The 17,277-nt window shown below is 70.0% G+C and carries 11 protein-coding genes; 9 read left to right on the top strand and 2 right to left on the bottom strand.

Translation table 11 applies throughout. The features are described from left to right. Window positions 1–4: 4 nt before the first annotated feature. Window positions 5–2,272 carry a TonB-dependent hemoglobin/transferrin/lactoferrin family receptor gene (locus ACODRX_RS04015; protein WP_488869753.1) on the bottom strand — a complete coding sequence of 756 codons (2,268 nt, stop codon included), beginning with the start codon at window positions 2,270–2,272 and terminating at the stop codon, window positions 5–7. A 138-nt stretch (window positions 2,273–2,410) separates the two neighbouring features. Between ACODRX_RS04015 and ACODRX_RS04010 the strand changes: the two genes are divergently transcribed. The 5 genes from ACODRX_RS04010 to ACODRX_RS03990 all read left to right on the top strand — a co-directional run bounded on the left by ACODRX_RS04010 (window position 2,411) and on the right by ACODRX_RS03990 (window position 9,441). Continuing rightward, on the top strand, window positions 2,411–7,123 hold the full coding sequence (locus tag ACODRX_RS04010) for a cobaltochelatase subunit CobN (RefSeq protein ID WP_488869752.1): 4,713 nt from the start codon (window positions 2,411–2,413) through the stop codon (window positions 7,121–7,123). After that, the gene (locus tag ACODRX_RS04005) at window positions 7,120–7,785 is read left to right on the top strand and encodes a hypothetical protein (protein ID WP_488869751.1); all 666 of its coding nucleotides are present in this window, start codon (window positions 7,120–7,122) and stop codon (window positions 7,783–7,785) included. The genes ACODRX_RS04010 and ACODRX_RS04005 overlap by 4 nt, the downstream gene beginning before the upstream one ends. 19 nt (window positions 7,786–7,804) lie before the next feature. Then, complete coding sequence (locus tag ACODRX_RS04000; RefSeq protein WP_488869750.1) at window positions 7,805–8,398, top strand: MotA/TolQ/ExbB proton channel family protein; 594 nt, start codon at window positions 7,805–7,807, stop codon at window positions 8,396–8,398. Next, window positions 8,395–8,754 (top strand): DUF2149 domain-containing protein, encoded by a 360-nt coding sequence (locus ACODRX_RS03995; RefSeq protein ID WP_488869749.1) that lies wholly within the window; start codon window positions 8,395–8,397, stop codon window positions 8,752–8,754. The genes ACODRX_RS04000 and ACODRX_RS03995 overlap by 4 nt, the downstream gene beginning before the upstream one ends. A 279-nt stretch (window positions 8,755–9,033) precedes the next feature. Then, window positions 9,034–9,441 carry a transcriptional repressor gene (locus ACODRX_RS03990; RefSeq protein WP_488869748.1) on the top strand — a complete coding sequence of 136 codons (408 nt, stop codon included), beginning with the start codon at window positions 9,034–9,036 and terminating at the stop codon, window positions 9,439–9,441. On the opposite strand, the gene ACODRX_RS03985 is transcribed toward ACODRX_RS03990, so the two are convergent. After that, entirely contained in the window at window positions 9,410–10,345 is a 936-nt protein-coding gene (locus ACODRX_RS03985) for a helix-turn-helix transcriptional regulator (RefSeq protein ID WP_488869747.1), read from the bottom strand. The genes ACODRX_RS03990 and ACODRX_RS03985 overlap by 32 nt on opposite strands. A gap of 99 nt (window positions 10,346–10,444) precedes the next feature. On the opposite strand from ACODRX_RS03985, the gene ACODRX_RS03980 reads away from it, so the two are divergent. The 4 genes from ACODRX_RS03980 to ACODRX_RS03965 are packed head-to-tail and all read left to right on the top strand — an operon-like array spanning window position 10,445 to window position 17,274. Next, complete coding sequence (locus tag ACODRX_RS03980; RefSeq protein ID WP_488869746.1) at window positions 10,445–12,493, top strand: TonB-dependent receptor; 2,049 nt, start codon at window positions 10,445–10,447, stop codon at window positions 12,491–12,493. Then, window positions 12,493–13,707 (top strand): MFS transporter, encoded by a 1,215-nt coding sequence (locus ACODRX_RS03975; protein ID WP_488869745.1) that lies wholly within the window; start codon window positions 12,493–12,495, stop codon window positions 13,705–13,707. Before ACODRX_RS03980 ends, ACODRX_RS03975 begins: the two co-directional genes overlap by 1 nt. 19 nt (window positions 13,708–13,726) lie before the next feature. Beyond that, on the top strand, window positions 13,727–15,508 hold the full coding sequence (locus ACODRX_RS03970; protein ID WP_488869744.1) for an ABC transporter ATP-binding protein: 1,782 nt from the start codon (window positions 13,727–13,729) through the stop codon (window positions 15,506–15,508). After that, window positions 15,505–17,274: an ABC transporter ATP-binding protein gene (locus ACODRX_RS03965; RefSeq protein WP_488869743.1), complete on the top strand. Its 1,770-nt coding sequence runs from the start codon at window positions 15,505–15,507 to the stop codon at window positions 17,272–17,274. The genes ACODRX_RS03970 and ACODRX_RS03965 overlap by 4 nt, the downstream gene beginning before the upstream one ends. Window positions 17,275–17,277: the final 3 nt, after the last annotated feature.

The raw sequence follows: 17,277 nt of genomic DNA, 5'->3' as shown, positions 1-17,277 counted from the left end.
GGCTTCAGAAATCCATCTTCAGGCTGACCGAGGCGGTGCGCCCCGGTGCGGTGTAGGCCGCCAGCCGGCTGTCGTTGCCCGTCAGTCCGCTGACCGTGGACCAGTCGAAATACCGGCGGTCGAACAGGTTGTAGACGGCCAGGTTCAGCGTGGTCTGCTTGCCAAGGCGCCAATAGGCGCTCATGTCCAGGGTGGCATAGCCGGCGGTCTTGAGCGGCACCGGGGCGGTCGGGCCGGTCTGCGCCAGCACTTCATTGACGCGCCGCTTGCCCGCAACGAAATTGCCGCTGAGCTGCGCGCCGAAGCGTCCGCCGCGCTGGTCCCAGCGCAGCCCGGCCACCAGCCGCGCGGGCTGGATGCTGTTGAGTGGCTGGCCGGCGCTCTTGTCGTTGCCCATCGACCACTGCAGCGCGCCGATCAGGCGCCAGCGCTGCGCGATCGGCATCTGGCCCTTGGCCTCGATGCCGTAGATCTCCACCTCGCCGATATTGCGCGACTGAAAGCGTCGGATGGCACGCGGGCCGCCGCTTTGTCCCGCCGGGATATAGGCGATCATCTGCGTGTCGATGAAATCGGTGTAGCGGTTATAGAAGGCCGACAGCTCGTATGAGCCGATCCCGCTCTCGCCGCGCAGGCCCAGCTCCACGCCCCGGCTGCGCTCGGGCCTGAGACTGGGGTTGGGGATGAAGTCGTGGATGAAGGTGGACACCGGCACCTGGCCGATGCGGTTCAACTGGTCGTAGGTGGGCATGCGAAAGCCGGTCACATAGTTGGCGTAGGCCACCTGGCGCGGACGCCATTCGTAGCTCAGGCCCAGGCGCGGTGTCCAGACGCTCTTGCTCAGGCCCACCGGAGCGCTGCCGGCAACGTTGGCGTTGGCGAACAGGGCATCGGGCTGGGGCGAGAGCCGGTAGGTGTCATAGCGCAGGCTGGGGGTCAGGCGCAGCCTGCCGTCGCCGAAGGCCATTTCGTCCTGCACGAAGATGCCGATGTTGCGCACGTCGGTATCGGGCGCAGTCTTGCGGGGGTAGACGTCGCCGTCGATCACATGCGTCGCGCCGGTGCCGGCAGCCGTGCGCTGCAGCGCATCGCTGTAGACGCTGACCGATTTGGACACCATGTCCACGCCCGCCACCCAGCGATGCGCGATGCCGGCGCGCTCCAGCTGGCCATCCAGCTGCAGGTTGCCCGACCACTGTGGCTCGCGGTAGGCCAGCGTGCCGTCGCGCTGCAGGCCGGGCGAGCTGCCGGGCGGCTGGCGCATGTCGTGGGTGCGCTCGGTGCTGCTGCTGCGCTGCCAGTCGAGCTGCGCCGAGAAGTGGTCGAACCAGGTGCCGCTGGGCGCATGGCGGTAGGTCAGTCCCAGGCGGTCGCGCCGGCTGCTGTCGTCGGCCTGGCTGCCGGTGATGCGTGTGCCGCCGGCAATCGGGCCGATCAGCGATTGCTGCCCGGTGCGGATGGATTGTTCGTAGTGTTCGCCGCTGAAGGTCAGTGACTGCGTGGAGTCGATGTCGAGCACCGACTTGAGCAGCAGGCTGCGCTGCTGGCTGTCCTGCGGGTCGGGGTGCAGGGCGCCGTCCGGGTGGTTCTTGAGCTGGTGGCCATCGCGCGCCGTGAAGGACAGCAGGTTCTGCGTCGGGCCGGCGCGAAATGCCAGGTCGGCATGGCCCCAGCGGCTGTTGTCGCGGCCGTCGAAGCCGGTGGAGGCAGAGCCGGCGAAGCTCCTGGAGCTGTCCAGGAAATCCTGCGGCGACAGCGTGCGAAACAGCACCACGCCGGCCAGCGCATCGCTGCCGTACAGGCTGGACGCAGGGCCCTTCAGCACTTCCGTGCGGCTGAGCGACAGCGGGTCGAGCTTCAGCTGGCCCAGGTTGGCGCCAGCGGCGACATAGCCGCTGGGCAGAGGCACGCCGTCCACGAACATGCCCAGGCGCTGGCCGCCAATGCCCCGCACCTCGATGCCGGCCTCGCCACCGCGGCCGCGCGGCTCGCGCTTGACGGCGATGCCGGGCTCGTAGCGGAACATCTCGCTGAAGTCCGTTGCCAGGCTGTCCTGCAGCTGCGCCTCATCGATCACCGTCACGGTGGCCGGCGTGGTCAGCGCCGCGGTGGGCTGGCGCGTCGCGGTGATGACGACTGCCGGCAGCGATGCTGCTTTGCCGCCATCCAGCCCGGCCGGCGCATTTGCCGGCAACTCCTGCCCCCACACGGTGCCGCCAGCGGCGGCCCATATACCCCACATGGCTGCGTACAGCCGTGTCACACGAAACATGCTATCTCCACTTTTTCCGATTCGACAAACTTTGAATGTTATAACATCACAAAACTATGGTTGCGCATATTTGAGGACAGGCAGGAAAAAATGGAGTGGGCTCGTGGTTCAATAAAAACAATCCGGGGCGGGCGCCGCATGCTGATCGCCGGCCTGCTGATCCTGCTGGCCGCCGCCGCGCTGTGGCTGGCATGGCACAGCTGGCTTGCGCCGACGCGGGTCGCGCTGGTGCATTACCCGGACTTCCAGGCCGCGCGGCTGATCAAGGCGAGTCCTGGCATCTTCACCCGTGCCGAGGTGCTGCCGCTGGATCGCCTCGCCCAGGCGCGGCGCCACGACCTGGTGCTGGTCTTTGGCCGCGGCCTCAAGCTCGACGACGCGCAGGCGCAGCAGCTGCGCGCCGCCGTCCAGGCAGGCACGGCCATCTACGTCGACGGCGCCACCAACCCCGAGCACGGCACGCTCACCAGCTTGAAGGGGGCGGATCTGGACGCCGTCGCGGCCTATCTGCGCGCCGGCGGCCCGGTGAACTACGCGCGGCTGCAGACCTATGCCCGCCGGGTGCTGGACGGCAAGCGCTGGTTCGCGGGCGCGGTGGAGCCGCCGCTGCCCGTGCCGCAGGACGTGCTCTTCCATCTGGCCGACGACGCGGTGTTCGCCGATTTCGCCAGCTTCGAGCAGTACCTGCAAAAACAGCCGGGCTGGAGGCCGGGCCGCCCGCGCCTGGCCTTGCTGACCAGCGTGCCCGGCCCCTTCAATGCCAACCGCGACCATGTGGATGCGAGCATCCGCGCCTTCGAGGCGCGTGGCTTCGAGGTGGTGCCCATTGCCGCCGTGCGCCAGCGGCTGGCCTTTCTCCGCCAGGCCGATCCGGCGGCGGTGGTGTACATGCCGCACGGCAGGCTCACCGTGGGGCAGGCCGACGAGGCGCAGCAATGGCTGCGGGCGCGCAATATCCCGCTGTTCGCGCCGGTCAGCGTGTTCAGCGAAGCCGGCGAATGGCAGGCCGAGCAGCGCGGCGTCGATGGCGGGCTGCTGACCATGTCGGTCACGCTGCCCGAGATCGATGGCGCCACCACGCCGATGGCGATTGCCGCACAGTTTCGCGACCAGGACGGGCTGCGCGTGTTCCGGGCGCTGCCGCAGCGGCTGGAGCGATTTGCCGACCTGGTGCAGCGCACCGTGGCCCTCAAGGCCAAGTCCAATGCCGACAAGAAGCTCGCCATCTACTACTACAAAGGTCCGGGCCAGAGCGCGCTGACGGCGGGCGACCTGGAGGTGGTGCCTTCACTCTACGCCTTGCTCAGGCACCTGCAGGCCGACGGCTACCGTGTGGACGGGCTGCCCGCCACCCAAGCCGGCTTCGCCAGCTTGCTACAGCAGCACGGCCCCAATATCGGGCCCTATGCCAAGGGCGATTTCGCCCGGTTCCTGCGCGACGCGGAGCCGGCGTGGGTGTCTGCCGCGCAGCTGGGCGGATGGTGCGGCAAGGCCATCGCCCGGGCCCTGTGCGAACAGGTGGCCGGGCAATTCGGCCCGGCGCCTGGCGCGTACCTGAGCCAGCCGGGCCGCATCGCCGTCGCGCGCGTGCCGCTGGGCAACGTGGTGCTGCTGCCGCAGCCGCTGCCCGGAGTGGGTGGCGACAGCTTCAAGCTGGTGCATGGCACCAAGCAGGCCCCGCCCTGGCCCTATCTGGCTTCCTACCTATGGACGCGCGAAGTCTTTGGCGCCGACGTGGTGATGCATTTCGGCACGCACGGCAGCCTGGAATTCACGCCCTACAAGCAGGTGGCGCTGTCGGACAACGATTGGCCCGACGCCCTGATTGGCGGCCTGCCGCACCTGTACCTGTACACCATGGGCAATGTCGGCGAGGCCATGATCGCCAAGCGCCGCGGCTATGCCACCATCGTCTCGCACCTGACGCCGCCGCTGCGCGAGGGCGGCGTGCAGGCCGGCTACAAGCAGCTGGCCGATCGCCTGCAGGCCTGGGCGGCCGCAGGCAGCCCGGCGATCAGGCAGCAGTATGCGCAGGACATCCAGCGCCAGGCGGCCGCGCTGGGCTTGCACCGCGACCTGGGGCTCGATGCGCAAAAGCCCTGGAGCGAGGCGCAGCTGGAGCAACTCGCCGACCACATGGAAACCGTGGCGGGCGCGCGCATCACCGCCGGCCTGTACACGCTGGGCACCGCCTATGCGCCGCCCGCGCTGGCTGCCACCGCGCGGCTGATGGGGCTGGATGCGGTGGTCCAGGCCCTGGCCGAGCTGGATGTGGCGCGCGGCAGCGTGCGGCGCGAACAGCTCGACCGCGCGGCCTGGCTGGCCCATGCCTACCGGCCGCGTGCCGAGGCCTTGATCGCCCGGGCCGAGCGTGGTGCTGCCCCGGAGCTGCTGCTGGCGCAGCTGCTGCAGCCTGGCGAGCTGCAGCGCGCGCAGGACTGGGAGCGGGCCCAGAGCCGCCCCGGCGACGACGAGCTGGTGCGCGGGCTGATCGCCATGGGCGAGTCGCGTGCGCGCCGCCCTTCGGCCACCGTGTCTGGTGGCAGAGCCGGCGATGCCGCGTTGCGCCGGCATCTGTCGCGCGCGCTGGCCGACCCGGCAAAGCGCGAATTCCTGGAGGGGCTGCGCTCCGACCAGAAGCTCAAGCAGGCGCTGCGCACGCTGGATCCGCAGGCGCTGCAGACCGCACGCGCCGTGGCCCAGGCCATTCCTGCCATGGCCCGGGCGCTGGAGATCGCCACCGACGCAGACGTGCAGCCCCTGCTGGCTGCGATGCAGGCCGAGCCGGTGCGCCAGAAAATCCTGGGTTGGCTGGCCGACCCGGCATTGCAGCAAGAGGTGAGGCTGCAGGCGCAGGATCTCCGCCAGGGCTTGCTGGTCCAGGCTCGCGAGCACCAGGGGGCGCTGGAGGCGGCCGAGGCTGTGGGCGATGCATCGGCGGCACGGCAACGGGCGAGCGCAATGCCTGCACCGGCGCAAGCGCTGCTGCTGGCGAGCCTGCGCTTTTGGCAGCAAGCGGGGCCGCTGCCGGATGAATGGCAGCAGCGCCGCGAGCGGGCCGCAGGCGGCATCGCGCACCTGGCACGTGCCCTGGAGCGCAGCGCCGCCGAAAGTGCCGAGGGCGAGAGGCGCTTTGCCCAGGCCGTACTCACGCTGCGCGAGCGCTTGCAGGCGATTCCCCACTACCGGGCCCAGTTGGCGCAAAGCCCGGCACGCGAGCTGGCCGCGCTTGGCAATGCGCTGGCCGGCGGCTATACGCCGCCCTCGCCGGGCGGCGACCCGCTCGTCAATCCGGCCGCGCTGCCCACCGGGCGCAACCTGTTTGCCATCGACGCGGAGAAAACCCCGTCCGAGCAGGCCTGGACCGTGGGCCGGCAAATGGCTGAGCAGATGCTGGCCCAGCACCGTGCCGCGCACGATGGGCAGTGGCCGGGCAAGGTCGCCTTCACGCTATGGGCCGGCGACTTCATCCATACCGAGGGCGCCGGCATCGCGCAGATCCTCTATCTGCTGGGCGTGGCGCCGGTGCGCGACCCGTTCGGGCGCGTGTCGGGCCTGCGCCTGATCCCGCGCGAGGAGCTGGGCCGCCCGCGCATCGACGTGGTGGTGCAAACATCCGGCCAGTTGCGCGATCTGGCGGCGTCGCGCCTGTATCTCATCAACCAGGCCGTGGCGATGGCCGCGCAGGCGCGCGAGCAGGACAACGCGGTCGCCCAGGGCGTGCAGGCGGTGGAGCGGGCGCTCAAGGAGCGAGGCGCCGCACCGGCCGATGCGCGCCGCTTTGCCGCGGTGCGCGTGTTCGGAGGCGTGAACGGCAACTACGGCAGCGGCATCATGGGCATGGTCGAGGCCGGCGACCGCTGGCAGGAGCGCGCCGAGGTCGCCGGCACCTATCTGGCCAACATGGGTGCCGCCTTTGGCGAGGGCGAGCTGTGGGGCGCTTTCCAGGCGGGGGCGTTCGAGGCGGCGCTGGCCGGCACGCAGGTGGTGGTGCAGCCGCTCGAATCCAATACCTGGGGCCCCATCTCGCTGGACCACGTCTATGAATTCATGGGCGGCCTGAACCTGGCGGTGCGCGAGGTCACCGGGCAAGATCCGGCGGCGTACTTCAGTGACTACCGCAACCCCTCGCGGCCTGCCATGCGCGAGGCCAAGGTGGCCATCGCGGCAGAGGCACGCGCCACGGTATTGAACCCGGCCTACATCGAGGCCCTGGCCAAGGGCGGTGCATCGTCCGCCGAGGTGTTCGCCGAGACCCTGCGCAACCTCTATGGCTGGAATGTGATGAAGCCCGACGCCATCCCGCACGAGCTATGGGATGCCTTGCACGATACCTATGTGCGCGATGCACGCGGCCTGGGCGTGCACCAGTTTTTCGAGCGCGCCAATCCCTATGCACTGCAGGAGATGACGGCAGTGATGCTGGAAACCGCGCGCAAGGGCTACTGGCAGCCGGGGGCGGCGCGCCTGGGCGAGGTCGCCCGCCTGCATGCCGAGCTGGTGGCCCGCTTTGGCGCCAGCGGCACCGGCTTTGTCAATGACAACCGGGCGTTGCGCGGCTTCATCGCCGAGCAGCTGGCAAGCGACAGCCGCAAGGCCTACGACGCGGCGCTGCAGTCCTCGAACCAGGGCGTGGCCATCGCCACCGACAAGGCCACCGTGCTGCGCAAGGCCGACGGTGCGCCGGCGGCGCGCCCATCCGAGCCGCCGCTCGCCTCCGGCGCGGTCAGCGCGAAGCCGGCCATGGCGCTGCGCCCGGGGGCATCCGCCATGGCGGTGTTGGCTGGCGCGCTGGCGTTGCTGGCGGCCTTGGTGTGGTGGCTGCGCCGCCGCCATGGAGCACGGGCATGAGCTGGGACGGGGGCATTCTGGTGCTGCTGGCTGCCTGCTGCATCGCGCTTGCGGCCTTGCTGGCCAGTGACTGGCCCAGACCCTGGCAGGTGGCTATGGCCTTGGTCCTGGCCGCCGCGCTGCTGGCGTTGGGCGAGCTGGCCAGTCGCACCAGCATGGCCGAGATACTGCACTGGGCTGCGGCGCCTCAGCGCCGGCAGGACCTGGCGGCGCTGTTGCTGGCCGAGGCGCTGCTGTTCGGCAGCCAGGCCGTGCAAGCCGCGCAGACCGAGCAGGGGCAGGCGGCGCGCGGTTGGCGCTGGCTGGGCTGGCTGCTGCCGCCGTCGGCGCTGTTGTCGCTGTTCTTTGCTCAGGTGGCGGTGATGCTGCAGGTCGATGGCTGGGACTACGGCGCGCTGGCCGGGTTGTGCGCCCTGGGCTTTGCGCTGGCGCTGGTTGCCGCAGCGGTGCTGCTGCGCTGGGCCTTGCCCGATGCCGCCACGCGCTGCGCGCTGCGCGTGGGACTCCATGGCGCGCAGGCCCTGGCCGGGCTGTGGCTGGCGCGGCCCGGCTTTCAGGCTGCCATTGGCCCCGTACCGCTGTGGGGCGGGCGGCTGGCCATCATGGCTGCCGTAGTCGCCCTGCTGGCCGCGCTGGGCTGGCTGCTGCAGCGGCGGTGCTGAATTCCTCAAGAAAGCAAACATGGAATCACTGATACAAACCCTCTCCTGGATCTCGACCGCGCTGCAGGTGCCGGTGGTGGTCGCCATTCTCTACCTGCTGGTACGCGGCCTGCTGGCGCTGGGCGACTTCTACGGCCGCTGGAGCGACCGCCTGCATCGCATGCGCGGCACCGGTGCGCTGGCCTTGGTGCCGGCCGGTGAGCTGCTCGATACGCTGGAGCGCACCACGGTGCGCAAGGCGGATGCGCTGCGCCAGGCCCTGGCCGCCTTGCGCCAGGCACCCGCCGACGCCGCCTGGCACGAGCGCGTGTTGGCCGGGTTCGAGTTGGCCGCGGACCGCCGGCTCGCGCTGTTTCGCACCATGACGCGCATAGGCCCGCTCCTGGGGCTGATGGGCACACTGATACCGCTGGGGCCCGCCCTGGTGGCGCTGGCCGCCGGCGACATCGCGGTGCTGGCGCGCAAAATGGAGGTGGCATTTGCCACCACCGTCGTCGGGCTGGCGATAGGGGCCATCGGCTTCATGCTGCACCAGGCGGCGCAGCGCTGGGCGCTGGACGACCTGTCGCTGCTGGAGTTCGTCAGCGCACGCCTGCGGGAGACCTCTGCATGAGGCGCCGCCGCTCCCTGCTGCGCGGCGCCGACGGCGACGACATGGACCCGATGGGCTTTTTGATCAACCTGTTCGATGTCGCCCTGGTCTTTGCGCTGGCGCTGATGATCGCGCTGGTGTCCAACCTGCGCATTGCCGACATGCTCACCGCCAAGGATTTCACCGTGGTCAAGAATCCAGGCCAGCCGAACATGGAAATCATCACGCGCGAAGGCGGCAAGGTCTCGCGCTACGTAGCCGGCGATGCCGGGGCCGACGGCGCGAGCGCCCGCCAGGGGCAGCGCGTGGGCACCGCCTACCGGCTGGAGAGCGGCGAGATCATCTATGTACCGGACGATGGCGCCACCGGCAAGTGAGCGGCGGCGGGCCCGGCATCGTTCGGACAGCCCGAATATCCATGCTTAATTCTCGTTTATAAATGAGAATCATTAATTTTTAGGCTATGATGCGGGCATTGCGAGAGAGGAAAGCAGCGCCGCTTCCCCTCCAGGGTTTCATCGTGGGGCGACCCGAGGTTGCATGCAGCCTCCAAGGTCGTTTTTGCTAGCCATCGGTTCGCCGGCCAGCCATGCTTTTTTCTCCATGGTCCCGATCAATAGCATCATCTCGCCGCCAACCGCGCGGCGCTTCAGCATATGGAACAACTAGACAGGCTCAAGGACACCGGGCTGAAGATGACCTTGCCGCGCATCAAGGTGCTGGAATTGTTCCAGTGCAGCGAGCGGCGGCATCTCACGGCCGAGGATGTCTATCGTCAGCTGGTCGAGCTCGGCTTCGACCTGGGCCTGGCCACCGTCTACCGCGTGCTGTCGCAGTTCGAGCAAGCCGGCATCCTCAAGAAGAACCAACTGGGCGCGGGCCGCGCGATCTATGAGCTGTGCGATGGCGAGCCGCACCACGGGCACCTGGTCTCGCTGGCCGACGGCCAGGTGCATGAATTCTTCGATCCGCAGATCGAGGCCCGCCTGGCGGCGATTGCGCAGGAACATGGGCTTGAGATGACGGACTACGTCATGACCGTTTTCGGGCGCCCGCGTTCGTAGCCCAGGCCACGCGGCGCCTGAGCTCGCTGGGCAGCAGCCCGAATTGCTTCTTGAACGCAATGCCGAAATGGCTCAGGTTGGCATAGCCAACGTGTTCACCGGCTTCGGTCACATTCATCTCGCTGCTTTCGATCAGGCGCCAGGCCAGGCGCATGCGTTCGTACTGGTGCAGGGCATGCATCGTGGTGCCGAACAGCTGCTTGAAGCCCTGCTTGAGGCTGAAGCTGTTCATGCCGCAGGCGCGCGCCAGCGCGTCGATGGTCGGTGCCTGGGCCGGGTTGGCCAGCAGCAGCTCGCGCGCATGCTGCAGGCGGCGGCGTGCCGCCGCGGGCACCGCCGCGCCCGCATCGCCGTGGCACTGCATGATGCGCGCCAGCACTTCCAGGCTCTTGGCCTCGCGCAGCAGGGCGCCGCCCGGCGCCTCGCCCAGCAGCAGCGCGGCCAGCTCGTTGGTGGCCTGCAGCGTGGCCGGGTCGGCCGCATGCAGCGCGAATGCGCCCCGCGCCATCAGGCGGCTGTGGAATTCCTGCCCTTGCTCGCCCGCGAGTTGCTCCAGTGCCTGCGGCGCGATCAGCAGGCCGACCTCGCGGATCTCGCCTTGCAGCTGCATGGTCCAGGGTACGCCGGGCAACTGGGCCAGCATCGCCTGGTGCGGCTCGAAGCGCAGCCTGCGCCCATCGCCCTGGGCGTCGAGGCTGCCCTGCAGCAGTACCGAGATATGCAGGCGCGGCTCGGTATCGCAGCCGGCGATGCGCACCGGCTCGGAAAAGCCCAGGTGCATTGCATAGGCATCGAGCCCGCTGTTGCTGCACGAGCCGCTGGCGATCCACTGCAACCCGGGGTAGGCGTGGACCACCTCGGTGGGTATCTGGCCGGTCATGTCGATGGGCGCCGCAGCTTGCATGAAAAACTCCCTCCGCGGATAGCGTGGCAGCGCCACGGGTTAGTCATTTGTTAATGAGAAGCATTATCGTTCAATGTCTTTGTTACAGGAAGTCAGGACATGATGATTTCTCGCCAGGGCCCGTGCCGGCGGGCGCCTTGCTCGCACCGTCTCCAGCTTGCCCCGTTGATGCTGGCGCTGGCCGCCGGCCTGCTGCCCGCGGCCGCCCGGAGTGCGGATGCATCGCTGCCCGCGGTGACGGTGAAGGAGCGCTCGCCCGCCGCCGTGCCGCTCGGGCTGGCCGCCAGCGCCGATGCGATGGAGGGACAGGCGGTGGAGCAGGGGCGCATCGAACACCTGGGCGATGTGGCGCAGCAGGCCCCCAACGTCTTCCTGGCCGATATGGCACGCGCCGCGCCGCACCTGAGCATTCGCGGCCTGGGCTTTTCAGATGACGAATCCGACGGCGTGAGCAACAGCGTCCACATCGACGGCGTGCAGGTCTATAGCCATGCGCTGGGCCAGTTGTTCGACCTCGACCGCATCGATATCCAGCGCGGTGCCCAGCTCACCGGCCCCGGCAGCATCGGCGGCACGGTGGACATGCGCACGCGCGACCCCGGCTTTGCCTTCGGCGGCAACGCGCAGCTGGACTACGGCAGCGGCAACCGCCGGCGCGCCACCGTGGGGCTGGACTTGCCGCTGGCCGAGCGCACCGCGCTGCGCGTCGCCGCAGGCGTGGACAAGGCCGATGGCTATGTGAAGAACATCTTTCTCGGGCGCGACGATACCGGGGGCTGGGACAGCCGCTTCGCGCGCCTGAAACTGCTGCACCGCGATGGCCAGGGAGGCGAGTGGCGCTTGGGATTGCACCATCTGGAGAGCACCGGGGGCAACGACTTCTTCGTTCCCCATGCGCTGGGCCGCAAGCATGAATCGAACAATACCGAGGCCGGCCGAAGCGATACCGGCTACACGCTGGCGAGCGCCGAGTACCAGGGCCGGCTGGCCGGTGGCAGGCAGCTGCTGGTGCGCCTGGGCGCGCAGCGCTCGCACTGGAACTTCTGGATGCCGTGGTCGGCCTACCAGGCCTTCTCCGGCCAGGACATCAAGAACCAATCGTGGAGCGCGGAAACGCAACTGTCGGGCGCGGCTGGCGCCATCGACTGGATGGCGGGCATGTACCTGGGGCGCGAGAAGCGCGACGCGCCCTACCTGTACGACATGAGCCCTTACTTCAAAAGCCAGACCACGGCGGACATCACCGGCACCAATGCGGCCTTGTTTGGCGAGGCCGGCTGGCGCTTTGCCCGCGACTGGCGCCTGGCCGGGGGCCTGCGCTACGAGCGCAACCGCCGCAGCATGGACTGGAGCGCCAGTTATCTGGAGGGCTTTGATACGGCCAGTGCCAGGCTGTCGAATGGGGCATGGCTGCCGCGGCTGTCGCTGCAATGGCAGCCGGCGGCCGGCCTGATGGAGCGCTTCGGCTGGATGACCGTGGGGCGCGGCTACAAGCGGCCCGGTTTCAACCACTATTCCAGCAGCGGCGATGCGGCGCGCACCCCGTATCGCGCCGAGTACAACAACTTCATTGAAATAGGCCAGCGCTGGCGCGATGCCCAGGGCCGCTGGGAGCTGGGCGCGACCGTCTTCCAGAACTGGCTGCACGATCAGCAGGTGGTGGAGCTGCGCGACGGCGGCGGCAGCACCACGGTCAATGCGCGGCGCTCGCACAGCCGCGGGCTGGAGCTGAGCGGCCTGTGGCGGCCCGGCGCCGCCTGGCAGCTGCGCGGCTTTGCCGGCCTGCTCGATGCCCGGTATGACGAGTTCGTCCACCCGGGCGTGGGTGTGGACTACGCGGGTGTGCGCCTGGTCAACTCGCCGCGCCACTCCTTCGGGCTTGCCGCCACCTGGCGGCCCGATGCGCATTGGGAGCTCGCGCTGTCGCTCACCCGCCAGGGGCAGTCGATCTTCAGCAAATCCAATGCGCTCGCCAATCCCGCCCATACGCTGGTGGACGCGCAGATCAGCTACCGGCAAGGGGCGTGGACAGTGGGCGTCTATGGCAAGAACCTGGCCGATGCGACCTACTACTCCGCCGCCTTCGGCGATCTGGTCGTGGCCGCGGCGCCGCGTACCGTGGGCGTGCGGCTGGCGGTGGACTTCTGATGGCCCCGCAGCTTTTGCGCGCCAGCCAGTACCGGGCGCTGGCGCTGATGTACCTGAGCCAGGCACTGCCCACCGGGCTTGCATTCGCCGCCCTGGGGGCTCTGATCCGCGATGCCGGGCACGACGTGGCCGCCGTCGGCTGGACCGGGCTGGCCTTCATTCCCTGGGCGCTGCGCTTTCTCTGGGCCAGTGCCACCGACAACGCCTGCGCGCGCCGCGGCCATGGCAGGGTTGCCCTGCTGCTGCAAGCCCTGATGGTGGCGCTCAGCCTGCTGCTGGCCATTCTGGCGCCCGCCGGCAACCTGGGCCTGGCGCTGGCGGCGGTGGTGGCCCTCAATGCCGTGGCTGCCACGCAAGGCATAGTCACCAACGGCTATGCGGTGGCCCACCTGCAGGACGCCACCGCACCCGTCAACGCCATCCAGGTAGCTGGCTATGGCCTGGGCATGATGCTGGGCGGCGGTGGCTATCTCATGGTGCACGACGCGCTGGGCTGGGCCGGCGCGGCGCTGGGCATGGCGGCACTGCTGGTATTGGCGGGAGCCGCGCTGTGGCTGGATGCCCGCTGGCGCAGGCTGCGCACGGATCGCACCGGGCCGGCCGTGCGCCTGCGCGATCTGTTCGAGCACCGTGACCTGGGCCTGGCCTTGCTGGTGGCGCTGGGCTTCAAGGTGGCGAGCCACGCGGTGGCCACCCTGGTGCAGCCCTGGCTGGTGGATCGCGGCTGGGACATCGCCGCCATCGGCCGCTTCCAGGTTGTGGTGATCGGCGCCGTCTGCCTGGGCGGCGTGGTCATCGGCGTGCCGCTGGCGCGCTGGCTCGGCCATCGTGGCGCGGTGCTGGCCAGCAGTGCGGCCGTGGCCCTGTGCATGGGCGTGGGCTGGGCGCTGCACAGCTTCGATATCCGTGCGCCCTGGCTGCACTATGCGGCATTCGGTGGGCTGGGCCTGTTTGAGGGCGCATTGTTCGTTGCCGCCTGGGCCTTGCTGATGCGCTGGGCCTCGCCCGAGCATCCCGGCACCGACTACGCCACGCTGCAATGTGCCGAAAGCCTGATGGGCATGGCCGTCGCGGGCGGCATAGGCGCGCTGGCGCAGCACCTGGGCTACGCCTGGGTGTTCGGCCTGGCCTGGCTGGCGGCCGGTGTTTCGGTGCTGCTGCTGGCGCTCTGCCTGCCGCGCCTGCAACTGCAGGGCGAGGGCGGCGCTGGGTAGCAATGCCATGAAAGAGGACATGATGAAAGCACAAGCACTTGCCCGAACGCCGGGCTTTGCCGGGCTGCTGCGCCTGGCACCCTGGACCCTGGCGCTGGCGGTTGCTTGTGCCATCGCCTCGGCGGCCCTGAGCATCGCGCCGCTCTGGTTCATCTACCGCATCGTGGTGGAACTGTTCCCGGCCGCCCCGGCAGCCACGCCCGACATGCCCGCCATCTGGCGGCTGGCCTGGTGGGCGCTGGGCCTGCTGGCGCTGCGCTGGGCGCTGATGGCCGCCAGCCACGCACTGGCGCACATGGGCGCCTTCGCCATCCAGCACCGGCTGCGCCTGGCGATGGCGCGGCGCCTGGGCGAGGTGCCGCTGTCCTTCTTCGCCGGGCGCGGCTCGGGCAGCCTGCGCCGCACGCTGAGCGACGACGTGAACAGCCTGGAAGGCTTCTTCGCCCACATGCTGCCCGATGCGGTGGCCGCGGCCACCGTGCCGCTGGCGGCGCTGGCGCTGCTGTTCGCGGCCGACTGGCGATTGGCACTGGCGGCGCTGGCCCCGCTGCCGCCGGCCTTGCTGGCGCAGTGGTGGTTCATGCGCCACGGCGCCGAGCGCATGCGCGCCTGGAGCGCGCTGCAAAAACGCATCGCCAACCAGGTGGGCGAATACGTTCGCGGCGTGCACGTGGTCAAGAGCTTCGGGCTGGATGCGCGCTCCTTCGGCGAGCTGGCGGCCGCGGTGCGCGGCGCGGTGGACTGGGTGGCCGGCTATGCGCGCGACGGCGTGGCCGGCTGGGCGCTGTTCGTGGGCCTGCTCACGGCCAACCTGGTGGTGGTCGCGCCGCTGGGGGCATGGCTGCATGCGCGCGGCAGCCTGGATGTGCCGACATGGCTGCTGTTCCTGCTGGTGGCCCCGGCGGTGCTGGCGCCGCTGCTGCGGCTGACCTTCGCGCTGGGCGAGCAGATGCAGCGCGCCGAGGCGCTGGCGCGCATCGACGAGGTGCTGGCCGCGCCGGTGCTGGCCGAATCCAGCGCGGCGCGGATTCCCGATGGCCCGCTGGACATCGAGTTCAAGCACCTGCGCCACCGCTACGGCGAGCGGCTGGCGCTGGACGGCGTGGGCTTCACCGCCCGCGCCGGGCAGGTGACCGCGCTGGTCGGCCCCAGCGGCTCGGGCAAGAGCACGCTGCTGCGCCTGGTGGCGCGGCTGTATGAATTTGAATCCGGCAGCCTGCGCGTGGGCGGGGTCAAGGTGTGCGAATGGCCGCTGGATGCGCTGCTGGCCCGCGTGGGCATTGTGTTCCAGGAGGTGGTGCTGTTCAACGCCAGCGTGCGCGACAATCTGCGCCTGGCGCGACCCGAGGCCAGCGATGCCGATATCGAGGCCGCCGCCCGCGCGGCGCAGGCGCACGGTTTCATCGCCGCGCTGCCGCAGGGCTACGACACGCCGCTGGGCGAGCGCGGCGCGCGCCTGTCCGGCGGCGAGCGCCAGCGCCTGTCCATCGCCCGCGCGCTGCTCAAGGATGCGCCCATCTTGCTGCTGGACGAGGCCACCGCCAGCATCGACGCCGAGAACGAGGCGCTGATCCAGCAGGCGCTGAATACCCTCAGCCGGGGCCGCACGGTGCTGGTGGTGGGCCACCGGCTGCGCACCACGCGGCATGCCGACCACATCGTGGTGATGGACGGCGGGCAGGTGGCGGGGCAGGGCCGCCACGAGGAGCTGCTGCGCAGCTGCGACACCTATCGCCGGCTGTGGCGCGACCACGAGCAGGCGCGGGAATGGTCACTGGAGGCAGGGGAGGAGCAGGCATGATCCGCGAACTGGTACAGGCGGGCTTCCGCCTCTCGGGCGAGCGCGACCCGCGGCTGCTGCAGGGGCTGGCCTGGTCGCTGGCCGAAGGGCTGTTCGCTGCGGCTCCGTATCCGCTGCTGTATCTGCTGCTGCGCGCCGTGTTCGGCGGCAGCGCCACGGCGGGCATGGCGCTGGCCGTCGGCCTGGGGCTGGCGGCCTGCGTGGCGCTGCGCATCGCGGCGGCAAGCGTGGGCATGCCGCTGGTGTTCGGTGGTGCCTACGCGATGATGGGCCAGGCGCGGCTGCGCGTGGCCGACCACCTGCGGCGGCTGCCCATGGGCTGGTTCGGGCGCCAGCGCGGCGGCGAATTGGGCGCGCGCCTGACTTCCGACCTCGACCTGGTCGAGAACCTGTGGTCGCACTTTCTCGGCATCTTCGTGTCGGGGCTGGCGATGCCGGCTTTCCTGGCGTTGTTCCTGCTGTGGCTGGACTGGCGGCTCGCGCTGGTGATGCTGGCCGGCATTCCGCTGGCGCTGCTGGCACTGGCCTGGACCCAGCACGCCGCCGCCCGCCCGGGCCAGCGCCTGATCGCGGCCGGCGCCGCGGCCCAGTCCGCGCTGCTGGAGTACGTGCAGGGCATTGGCGTGATCCGCGGCTTCGGCCGCTTCGGCCCGGCCTTCAGGCGCCTGGAGGCGGTGCTGGACGAGCACCATGCCGCGATGCTGGCGATCGAGCTCAAGCCCACCCCCTGGCTGGTGGCCTATGGCTTCCTGCTGGAGGCAGGCTATGTCAGCCTGGTGCTGGCCGGCAGCTGGTGGCTGGCGGCGGGCAGGCTTGCGCCCGAGGTGCTGGCGGCCTTTCTGGTATTGGCCTTGCCGCTTTACCGGCAGTTGTTCGAGGTGGGCCTGTCCACCGTGCTGCTGCGCTTTGCGCGGCGCTCGCTGGCGCGCATCGAGCAGATGCTGCTCGAGCCCGTGCAGCCCGAGCCTGCCGATCCGCGCCTGCCGCAGGGCCATGGCATCGTGTTCGAGAACGTACGCTTTGCCTATGGCGCTGCGCCCGTGCTCGACGGCGTGAGCTGCGCCATCCCCGCCCATGGCCTGACGGCCGTGGTCGGCCCCAGCGGCGCGGGCAAGAGCACGCTGGTGCATTTGATCGCGCGGCTGTGGGATGTGCAGGGCGGCAGCATCCGCCTGGGCGGTGTCGACCTGCGCGATATCGGCACCGATGCCCTGCACCGGCAGGTGGCCATGGTGTTCCAGGATGTGCTGCTGTTCTCCGGCACGGTGCTCGACAATCTGCGCATCGGCCGCCCGGGCGCCAGCCGCGAGGAGGCCATCGAGGCTGCCCGGCGTGCGCAAGCGCATGGCTTCATCATGGCGCTGCCCCAGGGCTACGACACCGTGCTCGACGAAGGCGGCGCATCACTGTCGGGCGGCGAGCGCCAGCGCATCTCCATCGCGCGGGCGCTGCTCAAGAATGCGCCGGTGCTGCTGCTGGACGAGGCCACCGCCAGCGTCGATCCATCCGCCGAGGCCGAGATCCAGCAGGCCGTCGGCGAGCTGGCCAGGGGCCGCACCGTGGTGGCCATCGCCCACCGGCTGGCGAGCATCCGCCATGCCGAGCGCATCCTGGTGCTGGACCGGGGCCGGCTGGTGGAGCAGGGGCGGCATGCCGATCTGCTGCAGCGCGGCGGGCTGTATGCGCGCCTGTGGGCGGCGCAGCAGCAGGCGCGCGACTGGCAGCTGCCGGCCTCGGGCGCGGCGCCTGCGGTCAATCCTGGCTGAGGC

The organism is Comamonas sp. FG99 (assembly GCF_057808605.1).
This window is presented reverse-complemented; position numbering and strand designations above follow the sequence as displayed.